The sequence below is a fragment of the Streptomyces sp. ISL-11 genome, from assembly GCF_018614525.1.
Lineage (GTDB): Bacteria > Actinomycetota > Actinomycetes > Streptomycetales > Streptomycetaceae > Streptomyces.
This window is the reverse complement of the sequence record NZ_JAGGOL010000107.1, coordinates 17,844-30,794: the sequence shown is the minus strand read 5'-3', so window position 1 is coordinate 30,794 and position 12,951 is coordinate 17,844. Positions and strand designations below refer to the sequence as shown.

Here is a 12,951-nt window from a genome sequence, read left to right as displayed (position 1 = left end):
GCACAGCGCCGTGCCGCAGCTCCCCGGCCAGGCCACGCCCACGGGCCGCCTGGCGCGCGGCCCCGGACCGTGCCCGGAGCCGGTGCGCGTCGCCCACGGCCCGTACGACCGGCAGTGGCTGCTGCCCGACCACCGCGTGCTCGACGCGGCCCGGCCGGAGCTGTGGCGGGTGGCCGACGACCACCAGATCCACCTGCTGGAGTCGGCGCCGGCCACGGACGGCCCGGCCTTCTCGGCGCTGCTGCCCGACGGGCACTCCCCCGCCGGGCGGCCCGGCCGGATCCGGCCGCTCTACCGCCGCCCCGGCGGCCTCGAACCCAACCTGGCGCCGGGCCTGCTGGACCACCTGTCGGAGCGCCTGGGCCGGGCGGTGTCCGCCGAGGACTTCCTCGCCTGGACCGCCGCCGCGGCCGAACCCTCCCGGGCCGGGCTCACGGTGCCGCTCACCGCCTCGCCGGAACGGTGGCAGGAGGGGATCGCGCTGGGCCGCCGCGCGCTGTGGCTGCACACCCACGGCGCGCGCTGCGCCCCCACGCCGGGTGAACGCCTCCGGATGCCGGGCGGCCGGCGGCCGTACGTCCGCGCGGCCCTCTCCCCCGGCGCCGGGCTGCCGTCGCGGCTGGAGCACGACGCCGCCGAGGAGACCCTCCATGTGGGGGACGGGCGGATCGCACCGGTGCCGGTGGCGGCGTGGGAGTTCCGGGTGGGCGGGGTGCGGGTGCTGGAGAGCTGGTTCGCCGACCGTACGGGACCGGCGGGGCCCGGCACGCTGCTCGCGCTGCGGCCGGCCGCCTGGCCGTCGGAGTGGACCTCCGAACTGCTGGAACTGATCACCGTGCTGGCGCTCTTGGCCGAGCTGCGCCCGGCCCGCGCACGGCTCACGGCGGACGCGCGCCTCGACCCGGGCGGCCTGCGGCGCGCCGGGGTCCTCCCGCCACCGGCCGCCGCATGCCGGCCGGCGTCCGTGCTGTGTCACCAGGAGGAGGGACCGGAAGGGCAGTTCGCGCTGCTGTGACCGGTCCGGCCCACCGGGTGCCGAGCCGGCCGGCCGGGGGCGTTAACGGGAGGCGGTGGAGGTCGCGCTCGGACGGCGCGGGGATGCCGGGGCCCGGGGCGGTCGCCGGCCGCTCAACCGGTGCGGCGTCGGCCGGGCCGGCGATACTTCCGGGGAGCGGCGAGGGCCTCGGCGTAGTACGGGCGTGCGGCAGCGCCGTCCGGCCGCCCCCGGGGAGAGGGCACGCGGCCGACGGCGCCGGGCCGAGCAGGTGCGGCGGGCTCCGCGATCCGGGTCGGGGTCCGGGTCAGCCGTGGTTGCCGAACAGGGAGCGGCGCAGCCGTCTCAGGGGTGCGAAGAGCGAGACCTTGGCGGTACGGCCCTGCTTGGCGCGTGTTCGGTCACGCGTCGTCAGTTCCCGCATCAGCAGGGTCGCGCCCTCGACCTCTCGCTGGGGAAGGGCAGGTCCGCCCAGCACCGCGAGATGACGGTCGAGCCGCGCGCTGGTCGCGCCGCTGTTGCAGTTGATGGCAGGCACTCGTGGCCTGCCACGCATCGCTATCTGATCCATCGAAACTCCCCACCCGTACGAGGCACCCGGCCCAGGCAGGGTAACCCTACCGCCCCTTTCCGTCACCCGCGCATCGGCGGGGCGGATTCACCGCAACGTCAAGGGCGTTGACGGACCTGGCGTGAACCTGCCGTCACTTACGGCGAGTTGAGCGTGACCAGGAGGTGCCGTACCGGGGGCAATCACGCTCCGTTGCGGTAGATTCACCCCGAATCGCTCTCTTACGGGAGGGGGCCCGGCGATGAGCGGAAATTCCGGGGCCGGACGGGCGGGGCACGGAGGGCGGGTCGTGGCGGGCCGCTACCGGCTGCTCGACCTGCTGGGACGCGGCGGCATGGGCGTGGTGTGGCGGGCGCGGGACGAGCTGCTGGGCCGCGAGGTGGCGGTGAAGGAGGTCCGGGCGCCCGAGGGGCTCCTCGACCACGAGGTGCGGCAGCTGTACGCGCGGCTGGAGCGCGAGGGGCGGGCGGCGGCGCGGATCCCGCACCGCAACGTCGTCACCGTGTACGACGTGGCGACGGACGAGGGCCACCCCTGGATCGTGATGGAGCTGGTGCGCGGCCTGTCCCTCGCCGAAGTACTGGAAGCGGAGGGTTCCCTCGCTCCGGCGCGCGCGGCGCACTACGGCGCGGAGGTGCTCGCCGCGCTCCAGGCCGCGCATCGGGTGGGCGTGGTGCACCGCGATGTGAAGCCCGGCAATGTCCTGGTGGGCAACGACGGGCGCGTCGTCCTCACCGATTTCGGCATCGCCGTGGTCGAGGGCGGCTCGGCGCTGACGCGGACCGGCGAGCTGGTGGGCTCCCCCGAGTTCCTCGCGCCGGAGCGCGCGCTGGGGCGCCCGCCCGGTCCCGAGTCGGATCTCTGGTCGCTCGGGGTGACGCTGTACGCCGCCGTGGAGGGCTTCTCGCCGTTCCGTCAGGACACCCCGCTGACCACCCTGCGGGCCGTGGTGGAAGCGGAACTCCCGCGGCCGCGCCGGGCGGGCGCCCTCCTTCCTGTACTGGAGGGGCTGCTCCGCAAGGACCCGGCGCGGCGGCTCGGCGCGGCGGAGGCCGAGCGGGCACTGCGGGCCGTGGCCGCCGGCGGCGAGGCGCCTCCCCCGGTCTCCGCGTCCCACGCCCCGACGGTCACCTCGCTCCCGCCGCCCGGACCCGCCGCCGGTCCGGTGCCGCCGCCCGGACCCGGCACGTCCGGTACCGGCCCGGATCTCGGCCCCGCGCCCGGCACCGGCCCCGGCGGCGCGGGCCGGAAGCGGACCGGGGTGGTCCTCGCCGTGGCCGCCATGGTGCTCGCCCTGCTGGCCGGGGTGGTGGTGTGGGCACTGGCCAAGGACGGCAACAGCGGTGGCGCGTCCTCCAAGGGCTCCGCCGCCACCGGCCCGGCCAAGAACGCGGGCACGGCCTCGTCCGGCGGTGGGTCGCGTTCCTCTCCTTCCCCCGGCTCCCCTTCCCCCGGGCTGCGGGTCACGGTCGACGCGGTGCGCGATCGGTACAGCGGCCCGTGCCCGCCCGGCGCCGACGGGCCGGCGTTCCGCGTGACCTTCGGCGTCGAGCGCGCCCCGGCCCGTGTCCTCTACCGCTGGGTGACCGGCAGCGGCAGGGTCTCCGACGGCGGGTGGCGGACGCTGGACCTCGGTGCGGGCCGGCAGGAGTCGCGGACGTACGTGGAATCCCGGCGCGGCGCCTCCGACCCGGCCGAGGACCGGATCGCGGTCGAGGTACGGAGCCCGGAGCACCTGACGTCCCATCGCGTCCCCTTCTCGGTCCGGTGCCGCAGGCCGGCACCGCAGGGGACGTCCTCCCCTGCCGTGAGCGGTGGGCCGCGCCCGCCGTCCGGGTCACCCTCGCCGTACGGGCGCGAGCGCGGTGCGCGCGGTTCAGGCGGCTGAGGTGAAGACCGGCAGGTAGCCGCGGGACTGTCCGCTGGCGTTGGGGTGGTAGGACTCGTCGACGGGCAGGGTCACGCTGTTGAGCCAGGGGCTGCCGGAGCACAGTTCGTGCCCGGCGAAGGTGGCGTTGATGTCGGCGTAGGCGAAGCCGTGGTCGGCGGCGCGCTTGGCGATGACGGTGTCGATGTGGTCGGCACCGGCGTTGATGGCGGTTCTCTTGGCCTCGCTCAGTCCGCCCACACAGGTGCCGCCGAGTCTGTAGAAGCGTGGATAGCCGATGACGACGACGCGTGCCGCCGGGGCCTTCGCGCTGATGGCGGTGTAGACGTTGTCGAGCTGGGCGGGCAGCGTGTTCTGGATGTAGGTGCGGGCCTGGGCGACGCGGTCCAGGCAGGAGCGGTCGCTGCCCAGGACGCAGGCCATCATCGTGTCGGCGAATCCGGCGTCGTTGCCGCCGATGCTGATGCTGACCAGCCCCGTGGAGGAGTTGAGCGGGCCGAGCTGCTGGCTCAGAACATCACCCGTACGAGCGCCCGAGCACGCGGTGAACGCGAAGCTCGACGGGGCGTGCGCGGCGGCCCAGAGCACCGGATAGGACTTGGAGCTGCGCTTGCAGTTGCCGCTGTCCGCGTAGTAACCGCCGGCCCCGACGCCCGAGGAGTAGGAGTCGCCGAGGGCCACGTAGCCGGTGCCGGCGGCCTTTTCGGCGGCGTGGGCGGAGCCGGCTCCGGTGAGGGTGAGGGCGGCGGTGAGGGCCAGGGCGGATACGGAACTCACGAACCAGGACAGTTTCATGGAACCTCCTTTACCAGGGTCTCTGCTGTCTCCGTGGTAGCAGCCACCCAAGGATTCTGGAAGTGTCCATGTCAAAACCGTAAGGAAAGTGGAACACTCAAACAGCGCGCCAAGGGGGCGTCCTGAGAAGCGTTCTGACGGGCCGACAGTTTTCCTCGGAAGTTCATTCGAAGGACGGGCTCCGGGCGTGGTTCCAGGGCGTAACCGGAGCCTGTTTGCACGGCCTTCACATCTTGACGGGCCTCCGCCGATTGCGCGACATTGAAGCTCGGCATCCGGCGCTTCGGGGGGCAAAGTCGCCAATGCAGAGCTTCACAGATCCCACCGGTCTCACCGATCCCAACAGTCCAGCAGACCCATCGGCCGCCGCTCCGCCCGCCGGCTTCGGTGACACCGGGAGGAGAGCACCGTCCGGGGATTCCCTCCCCGTCGTCGCGGGCGCCGCCGCGGCCATCGCCGGAGCAGGCGCCGCGCTCGCGCTCGCCGACATCGGTTCACCCCTGCGCGCGCCGTTCACCCTGTTCTTCCTGATCGTCGCGCCCGCGTGCGCCGTGGCGGCCGCGCTGCGGGACCTCGATCCGCTCAGCCGTTCCGTGGTGGCAGCCGGCGCCGCCGTGGCCGTCGACGTGCTGGTCGCCCAGACCCTGCTCGCGCTGCACGCCTGGACGGTACGGGGCGGCGTCGCCGCGGTGGCGGCCGTCAGCCTCCTCCTGTTCCTGCTGGCCCACGCGCGGCGGCACCGGAGCCGCGCGGCGAGAAGTCGGGCTTCCTGAGGTGGACATCAGCGTGTACCGGCCCGGCGAGCTCACGGCGGCCGACCGGGCCGCGTGGTCGGCTCTGCAGTCACGGGCGGCGGAGGACGGCTCGCCACAGCTCGCGAATCCTTTCCTCGCACCGGAGTTCACCCTGGCCGTGGGCCACTGCCGGTCCGGGGCGCGGATAGCGGTCGTGCGCGAGGACGGCCGACCGGTGGGCTTCTTCCCGTACCAGCGGTCGGCGCTGGGCGTGGGCCGGGCGATCGGCCTGGGCGTCTCGGACGCCCAGGGGCTGGTGCACCGGCCCGGTTTCCAGTGGGACGCCCGCGAGCTGATGCTCGCCTGCGGGCTCTCCGTGTGGGAGTTCGACCACCTGGTGGAGGGCCAGAAGCCGTTCGAGGACGGCGCCTCCGGCTCGTACGCCTCGCCCGTCGTCGACGTCGAGCAGGGGTTCGGGCCGTATCTGACGGTGCTGCGCAAGCAGTCGCCGAAGTTCACCCGCACCACGCTCGCCAAGGAGCGCCGGCTGGGCCGGGACGTCGGCGAGGTGCGGTACGTGCACGACGAACGCGATCCGGCCGCGCTGCGCACACTGATCGGCTGGAAGTCCGCGCAATACCGCAGGACGGGCCGCAGCGACCGCTTCGCGCGGCCCTGGATACAGCTCCTGGTCGCACAGCTCTTCCACACCCGCGCCGAGTCCTTCGGCGGGCTGCTGTCGGTCCTCTACGCCGGCGACCGGCCGATCGCCGCGCACTTCGGGCTGCGCTCCCGCTCGGTGCTCGCCTGCTGGTTCCCGGCGTACGACCCGGCGTTCGCCAGGTACTCGCCGGGCCTGGTGCTGCACCTGCGGATGGCCGAGGGGGCCGCCGCCGCGGGCATGGCCTACCTGGACCTCGGCCGGGGCGAGAAGGCGTACAAGAACTCCCTCAAGACGCGGGAGCTGAGCGTCAGCGAGGGCTGGGTGACGCGCCGTCACCCCGTCGCGCTGGGGCACCGGATACGGCGTGCGCCGGTGCGGGCGCTGCGCAACACCGTCCTGGCCCGGCCCGAGCTCTTCGAGCCCGCGGACCGGCTGCTCAAGCGAATGGGGCGCATTCGCCAGGGGGATTGAGGCGCATTGCGCCCGGCGTGCGCCGTCAATAGCGCACAACGTCAACTGGACGCGGGAATCGGGCGCAAAAAACCCCCAAAGGAGGAGTCACCGCACCACCTCTTGCCATACAGTCTCAACCATCAATACCGTCGTACATCCACCCGCATCGGCCCATCATTGAGCGGCTCAAGGGGAGGGCTCGAGTGTCGCGATGGTGCCCGGGGCGGGGCGCGGTGGGGGGTGCCGCGTCCGGACGTCACAGTCGCGGGGTCGTGCTGCGGTACGACCAGCAACCGTTGTCAACTCACCCTGTCGGCCGGGCACTTGTCGCCGCGCCGGCAAGGTGAGCAACCCCCTTTTCGAACCGGATACATCACTGGACCGCCCGGGGCGGGCGGTCCACCGGACGAGAGGGACATCTTCCGACATGAGTTCCTTCCTGCGGCCCGCCGCCGATCAAGAGCCGGTGACCGCCGGCCACTATCGCCCGGTGACCTCGCATTTCGCGATAACGCCACCGGTGAGCGTCGTCATTCCGGCCATGAACGAGGCGGAGAATCTCCCGTACGTCTTCAAGACGCTGCCGGAGTGGATTCACGAAGTGGTCCTCGTCGACGGGAATTCCACGGACGACACCATCGAGGTGGCCCGGGCGCTGTGGCCGGGTGTCAAGGTCGTCCAGCAGCTCGGCAAGGGCAAGGGCGACGCGCTGATCACGGGCTTCGCCGCCTGCACGGGCGAGATCATCGTCATGGTCGACGCCGACGGCTCCGCCGACGGCAATGAGATCGTCAGCTATGTCTCCGCGCTGGTCGGCGGCGCGGACTTCGCCAAGGGCTCCCGCTTCGCCAACGGCGGCGGCACGGACGACATGACGCCGATCCGCAAGCTCGGCAACCGCGTCCTGTGCTCGATCGTCAACCACAAGTTCGGCGCCCGCTACACCGACCTGTGCTACGGCTACAACGCCTTCTGGCGGCGCTGCCTGGACGAGATCGCCCTGGACTGTGCCGGGTTCGAGGTCGAGACCCTCATGAACATCAGAGTCGTCAAGGCGGGGCTGCGCGTCCAGGAGATTCCCAGCCACGAGTTCGTCCGCATCCACGGCAGCAGCAATCTGCGGGCCGTACGCGACGGACTGCGCGTCCTGAAGGTCATCCTGCGGGAGCACGGCGCACGGCGCCGGCGCCCGCAGCGCCTGGCCATCGCACCGGCGGCGAATCGCGGGGAAATCTCTTGAGCACCTCCACACCGACCACCGCGCCGGCCGTCTCGGTGGTCATCTGTGTCTACACCGAGGACCGCTGGGACGACATCCTCGCCGCGGTGGCCTCGGTGCGCGACCAGTCCTGGCCCGCGCTGGAGACCCTGGTGGTCGTGGACCACCATCCGGCGCTGCTGCGCCGGCTCGCCGAGCGGTACGGGGACGACGGCGCCGGGGCGGCCGCCGACGGGGTCCGGGTGCTCGCCAACGCGGGCCCCCGGGGCCTGTCGGCGGGCCGCAACACCGGCGTCGCCGCCGCCTCCGGCGAGGTGATCGCCTTCCTCGACGACGACGCGGTCGCCGAACGGGACTGGCTGCGGCACTTCGCCGAGGCGTACGCCGACCCCCGCGTCATGGCGGTCGGCGGCCGCACCCAGCCCGTCTGGGAGTCCCGGCGCCGGCCCCTCTGGTTCCCGGAGGAGTTCGACTGGGTCGTGGGCTGCACCTACCGGGGGCTGCCGCCGGGCCGGGTCCCGGTGCGCAACGTCCTGGGCGGCAACGCCTCCTTCCGCCGGTCGGCGTTCGACATCGCCGGCGGGTTCGCCAGCGGCATCGGGCGCGACGGCGACCGGCTGCCGCTGGGCTGCGAGGAGACCGAGCTGTGCATCCGGCTGACCCAGGCCATGCCGGAGGCGGTGCTGCTGATCGACGACCGGTCGGTGATCCACCACCGGGTGCCGGCCGCCCGCGAGCGGTTCGGCTACTTCCGTACGCGCGCGTACGCCGAGGGCCTGTCGAAGGCCCTGGTGGCGCGGAGCGTGGGAGCGCGGGCGGGGCTGGAGACGGAGCGGCGCTACACCACGCACGTGCTGCCGGCGGGCGTGGCGCGCGGGGTGCGGGACGCCCTGCTCGGCAGGCCCGGCGGCGCGGCGCGGGCAGGGGCGATCGTGGCAGGGATGGCGGCGGCGGCCGGGGGCTATGTCCTCGGCCGCGTCCGGGCGCACCGGGGCGGGGGCCGGTTCGCCGTGGCGGAGGTGAGGGTGCCCCCCGACCGGAGCAGACCGAAAGAGGTCGGGAGATGACCGAGGACCGTGTTCCGATACTGATGTATCACTCGGTGGCGCACTCGCCGTCCCGTGCGACGTACGGGCTGTCGGTCTCCCCCGAGGCGTTCGCCGCGCAGATGCGGCTGCTGGCCGAGCTGCGGTTCACGGCCATGACGGCCGGGCAGCTGGCCGAGGCGTGGCGCACCGGGCGGGGTCTGCCCGAGAAACCGGTGCTCATCACGTTCGACGACGGTTATGAGGGCGTGCACCGGCACGCCCTCTCGGCGCTTGTCGAGCACGGTTTCACGGCGACGCTGTTCGCTTCCACGGGGTGGCTGCGCGGGCGGCACGACGCGGGTGGCGCGCTCGACCTCATGCTGAGCTGGGACCAGGTGCGGGAGCTGGCCGCGGCCGGTATCGAGATCGGCGGGCACAGCCACACCCACCCACAGCTCGACCAACTGCCCGATCGTGAACTGTGGTTCGAGGTCCAGCGGTGCCGTGAGCTCCTCGCCGAGGAGCTGGGGGAGGCGCCCGTGTCGTTCGCCTATCCCTACGGTTATTCCGACAGGCGGGTGCGGCGCACGGTGCGCCACGCGGGGTTCGCCGTCTCGCTGGCCGTGGGCAATTCCCTGGCCGCCCGGCCCCAGGGGCCGTACGCCCTGGAGCGGGTGACCGTGCGCCGTACGACGGGACCGGCGGAGTTCGAACGGCTCGTGCGGGGCCGCGGTCTGGCCCGGCTCTTCGTCAGGGACAGAACGCTGACGAAGGGCTACGCCGTGATCCGCAGAACCCGTCAGGTCGTCAGGAAGGCAAGCGAAACCCGTGTCTGACACGTCCACCCGCACCGAGGCCCGGGAGACGGAGGGATCGGTGGGCCGCCGACTGCGGCTGCCGGGGCGGGGCGGCGGCAGCCCGTTGTTCCGCAACGCCTTCGCGCTGATGGTCAACACGGGCATCAGCGCCGTCCTCGGTGTGGGTTACTGGCTGATCGCCGCCCGGTACTACTCCGAGGAGGCGGTCGGCCAGGGTTCGGCGGCCATCGCCGCGATGAAGCTCCTCGCGGGGCTCGCGGCGGTGACCCTGACGGGGGCGCTGGCGCGGTTCATCCCCGTCGCAGGGCGGAGGACGGGGCGGCTCGTCTTCGGCACGTACGCCGGCAGTTCGCTGCTGGTGGCGTTCGCGGCGGGGCTCTTCCTGCTGACGCTCAACCTGTGGGGTCCGTCGTACCGTTTCCTGACCGGGACGCTGCACGGGCTGGGGTTCGTGGTCGCCGTCGTGGCCTGGTCGGTGCTCACCCTGCAGGACGGGGTGCTGACCGGGCTGCGCAGGGCGTTCTGGGTGCCGGTGGGCAATACGGTCTTCTCGGCGGCGAAGCTGGCCCTGCTCGTGGGCATGGCGGCGGCGCTGCCCACGTCCGGGGTCTTCGTCTCCTGGGTGGTCTCGATCGGTGTGTCGGTGCTGCCGCTGGGCTGGCTGGTGTTCCGGCGGCTGGTGCCGCGGCACGTGGCGGCGACGGAGGAGACGGCGCGGCCGGCGTCGTTCCGGGAGGTCGGGCGGTTCCTCGCCGGGGACTACACGGGCTCGCTGTTCTCGCTGGCCGTGGTCTATCTGGTGCCGGTGATCATCGCCTCGCAGGTCAGCGCCGCCGACAACGCCTACTTCTACATCACCTCCACCATCGGTGGCACGGTGAACCTGCTCGCCATCAACATGGGCGCGTCCCTGACGGTGGAGGGCTCGCACGACCCGGCACGGCTCGCGGAGAACTGCCGGGCGGCGCTGCGCCGGATGGCCACGATCATGCTGCCGGTCTCTGTGCTGATCTTCGCCCTGGCCCCGTACATCCTGGGGGTGTTCGGTCAGGGTTACGCGCACGCGGCGACGCCGCTGCTGCGCTGGTTCGCGGTGGGCGCGGCGCTGCGCGTGGTGATGGAGGTCTATTTCGCGGTGCTGCGGGCGCAGAGCCGCACGGCCGGGCTCGCCTATCTCCAGGGGCTGCTGTGTCTGCTGGTGCTGGGGCTGACACTGCTGCTCCTGCCCCGGATGGGGCTGACGGGCGCGGGCGTCGCGGAGATCTGCAGTCTCACGGTGATCGTCTCCATCGCGGCGGTCAGGCTGCGGCGGATACTGAAGAACGAGTCGGGGCCGTCCGCCGGTCCCCCGGTGGCGTACGCGCCCGATGTGGCGCCGGACGGCGATCTGGCGGATCTGGCGGCGCGCGGCGACCGGCGGGACGCGCCCCGGGAGCCGCCCCGCGGCATCGGGCGGGGCTCAGGGCAGGAGGCCGGCTCCCCGCCGGCCGCCGAGCGGCGCGAGGGCGGCGGCTACGGCACCCGCTGGGCGCTGCGGGCCGCGCTGGACGCGGACACGATGCCGCTGGGGGTGCGGCTGGATTTCGACCATCTGGAGAGGCGCCCCGATCTCCGTCACACCCCGGAGGCGGTCGCCATGCCCCCCGCTGTCCCGCCGAGGCCGGCCGCGCCCAAGCCGCCCGCCCCGAAGGTCTCCGTGTCGAAGGTGCCCGCGCCGAAGGTCTCCATGGCGAAGGCGCCCCCCTCCCCTCCCCCGGAGCCTTCCGCGCCCGAGCGCGCGCGCCCGGCGCTGTGGTCGCGCGGCCCCGCGGCGGCCGTCTGGCTGCTGCTCGTGGCCGCGCTCGCGCTGTACTGGGTGCCGCTGGCCCGGGTCGGCGAGGCGCGGCTGGACGGCATGGGCGGGCTGGGCCTGGTGTCCGTGCTGCCGGTGGCGACGCTGGTGGGTGCCGCCCTGCTGGTGGCGGCGTTCGCGGCGGCGCTGCGGCTGGGTGAGCAGCGCCGCGGGCTGCTGACGGCGGTGCTCCTGCTGACGGTCGTGTCCCTGCACGCCGTGCCCGCGGTCCTGGAGGACGCGCCGCGCTTCGCGACGGCCTGGCAGCACCTGGGCTTCCTGGACTTCCTGGACCGGACCGGGGTCGCCGCACCGGACCTGGACGCCCGGTGGAGCTGGCCGGGCTTCTTCGCGGTCGTCGCCCTCGCGGCCCGGGCCTGCGGGGCGGAGGACCTGACCGAGGTGCTCCGCTGGTGGCCGACGGTCATGCAACTGCTGTGCCTGGCGCCGCTGGCCCTGCTGCTGCGGGCGGTCCGGGCGGGCTGGCGGGCGAAGTGGACGGCGGCCTGGCTGTTCGTGCTGTGCGGCTGGGTGGGGCAGGACTACTTCTCGCCGCAGTCCCTCAATTACCTCTTCTACCTGCTGTTCGTCGCCGTGCTGCTGGTGTGGTTCCGCTGGCCCCGGCAGCTGAGCGGCAAGCGACTGCCGGGCGAGTCGGAGGTCGCTCCGGCCGGCCGGGGAACGCAGGGGGCACTGCTGGCGGTGCTGATCGCGCTGTTCGCCGCCTCGGTCGCCTCCCACCAGCTCACACCGTTCGTGATGCTGGGCGTCCTGACCGTGCTGGTCCTCACGGGCCGCTCCACCCTGCGCGGACTGCCCCTGCTGTGCGGGGTGATGCTCGCGGTGTGGGTGGGCTTCCTGGCGGAGCCCTACTGGTCCGGTCACTTCGACGAGCTGTTCGGCGGGCTGGGCTCGCTGGGCGGCAATGTCTCCTCCTCCGTCTCGGGCCGGATCGAGGGCGGCAGCGCCACGCACAAGCTGGTGCTGTACGTCCGGGTCGCGCTGGCCGGCGGCGTCCTGGCGTTCGCCGCGCTCGGCTGGTGGCGCCGCCGGCGGGCCGGCGTGGGCGACGTGGCGCTGCCGGTCCTCACCGCCGTGCCGTTCCTCGCCTTCGGCATGCAGTCCTACGGCGGCGAAGTGGCCCTGCGCGTCTTCCTGTTCGCACTGCCCGGCGCCTGTGTCCTCGCCGCCCTCGCGCTGTTCCCCCGCACCGCGACCCCACGGCGATCCGTCGCGGGACCGGTGGCCGCGCTGGTGGCCGGGCTGGTCCTGGTCTTCGGCTTCCTGGTGGCGCGCTGGGGCAATGAGCCCTTCGAGCGCGTACGCCCCGGCGAGGTGGCCGCCATGGACTATGTGTACGCGCACGACCGGCCGACCGTACGGCTGCTGTGGATGAGCAGCGATCCCGTCAAGAGCGTGACGCCCGCGATGCCGTGGGGCGCGCGGGACATGGAGCGGGTGCTGTACGAGCCGACGCTCGCCCCGCGCGACCCGGCCCGGGTCGAGGAGGTCGTCGCGGCGCTGCGCTCGGCCGGACCGCAGTCGTATCTCGTGGTCAACCGCGGACAGTCCGTGTATCTGGAGCTCGACGCCGGCTACGCGCCGGACTGGGACGGCCGGTTGCGGAGCACCCTGGACGGCCGGCCGGAGCTCAAGCGGGTGCTGTCCAACGAGGACGCGGTGCTGTACGAGCTGAAGGCCGCCCCCGTCGGCGAGGTGCCGCCGCCCCGGCCGGGGCCGGCCGGGCCCCGGGTGACGTGGACGCCGGTGTCGGTGGTGGGCGCGCTGGCGGCGGTGGCGCTGCTGGTGCTGCTGACGGCGCGGGAGCTGGTGCGGGTGATGGCGGGTCCGGGCGTGCGGCAGCTGCGGTGGATGCAGGGGTCGTACTGGTTCGCGCTGCCGCTGCTGTTCGTTCTGCTGGCGTCGCTGGCGCAGCGACTGGCGACCTTGTCGTAG

Annotated in this window: 10 protein-coding genes; 8 read left to right on the top strand and 2 right to left on the bottom strand. The window is 73.5% G+C overall.

The features are described 5' to 3' along the window. Positions 1-1,015, top strand: a 1,015-nt coding sequence (locus J7E86_RS21780; protein WP_215083416.1) for a type ISP restriction/modification enzyme, incomplete at its 5' end; no start/stop codon positions are given. A gap of 286 nt (positions 1,016-1,301) precedes the next feature. Here the strand turns inward: J7E86_RS21780 and J7E86_RS21775 are convergent. Further along, positions 1,302-1,565 (bottom strand): hypothetical protein, encoded by a 264-nt coding sequence (locus J7E86_RS21775; protein WP_215083415.1) that lies wholly within the window; start codon positions 1,563-1,565, stop codon positions 1,302-1,304. A 241-nt stretch (positions 1,566-1,806) separates the two neighbouring features. On the opposite strand from J7E86_RS21775, the gene J7E86_RS21770 reads away from it, so the two are divergent. Then, complete coding sequence (locus J7E86_RS21770; protein ID WP_215083414.1) at positions 1,807-3,453, top strand: serine/threonine-protein kinase; 1,647 nt, start codon at positions 1,807-1,809, stop codon at positions 3,451-3,453. Here J7E86_RS21770 and J7E86_RS21765 read toward each other — a convergent pair. Continuing rightward, positions 3,442-4,248 carry an SGNH/GDSL hydrolase family protein gene (locus tag J7E86_RS21765; RefSeq protein WP_215083413.1) on the bottom strand — a complete coding sequence of 269 codons (807 nt, stop codon included), beginning with the start codon at positions 4,246-4,248 and terminating at the stop codon, positions 3,442-3,444. The genes J7E86_RS21770 and J7E86_RS21765 overlap by 12 nt on opposite strands. A gap of 302 nt (positions 4,249-4,550) precedes the next feature. Between J7E86_RS21765 and J7E86_RS21760 the strand changes: the two genes are divergently transcribed. From J7E86_RS21760 to J7E86_RS21735, 6 genes are all read left to right on the top strand, one after another. Beyond that, entirely contained in the window at positions 4,551-5,021 is a 471-nt protein-coding gene (locus J7E86_RS21760) for a hypothetical protein (protein ID WP_215083412.1), read from the top strand. Between the two features lies 1 nt (position 5,022). Next, positions 5,023-6,117 carry a GNAT family N-acetyltransferase gene (locus tag J7E86_RS21755; protein WP_215083411.1) on the top strand — a complete coding sequence of 365 codons (1,095 nt, stop codon included), beginning with the start codon at positions 5,023-5,025 and terminating at the stop codon, positions 6,115-6,117. A gap of 409 nt (positions 6,118-6,526) precedes the next feature. Continuing rightward, positions 6,527-7,339 (top strand): glycosyltransferase family 2 protein, encoded by an 813-nt coding sequence (locus tag J7E86_RS21750; RefSeq protein ID WP_215083410.1) that lies wholly within the window; start codon positions 6,527-6,529, stop codon positions 7,337-7,339. Further along, positions 7,336-8,385, top strand: a complete 1,050-nt coding sequence (locus J7E86_RS21745; protein ID WP_215083409.1) for a glycosyltransferase family 2 protein — start codon at positions 7,336-7,338, stop codon at positions 8,383-8,385. The genes J7E86_RS21750 and J7E86_RS21745 overlap by 4 nt, the downstream gene beginning before the upstream one ends. Continuing rightward, on the top strand, positions 8,382-9,182 hold the full coding sequence (locus J7E86_RS21740) for a polysaccharide deacetylase family protein (protein WP_215083408.1): 801 nt from the start codon (positions 8,382-8,384) through the stop codon (positions 9,180-9,182). The genes J7E86_RS21745 and J7E86_RS21740 overlap by 4 nt, the downstream gene beginning before the upstream one ends. Beyond that, positions 9,175-12,951 carry a lipopolysaccharide biosynthesis protein gene (locus J7E86_RS21735; protein WP_308312671.1) on the top strand — a complete coding sequence of 1,259 codons (3,777 nt, stop codon included), beginning with the start codon at positions 9,175-9,177 and terminating at the stop codon, positions 12,949-12,951. The genes J7E86_RS21740 and J7E86_RS21735 overlap by 8 nt, the downstream gene beginning before the upstream one ends.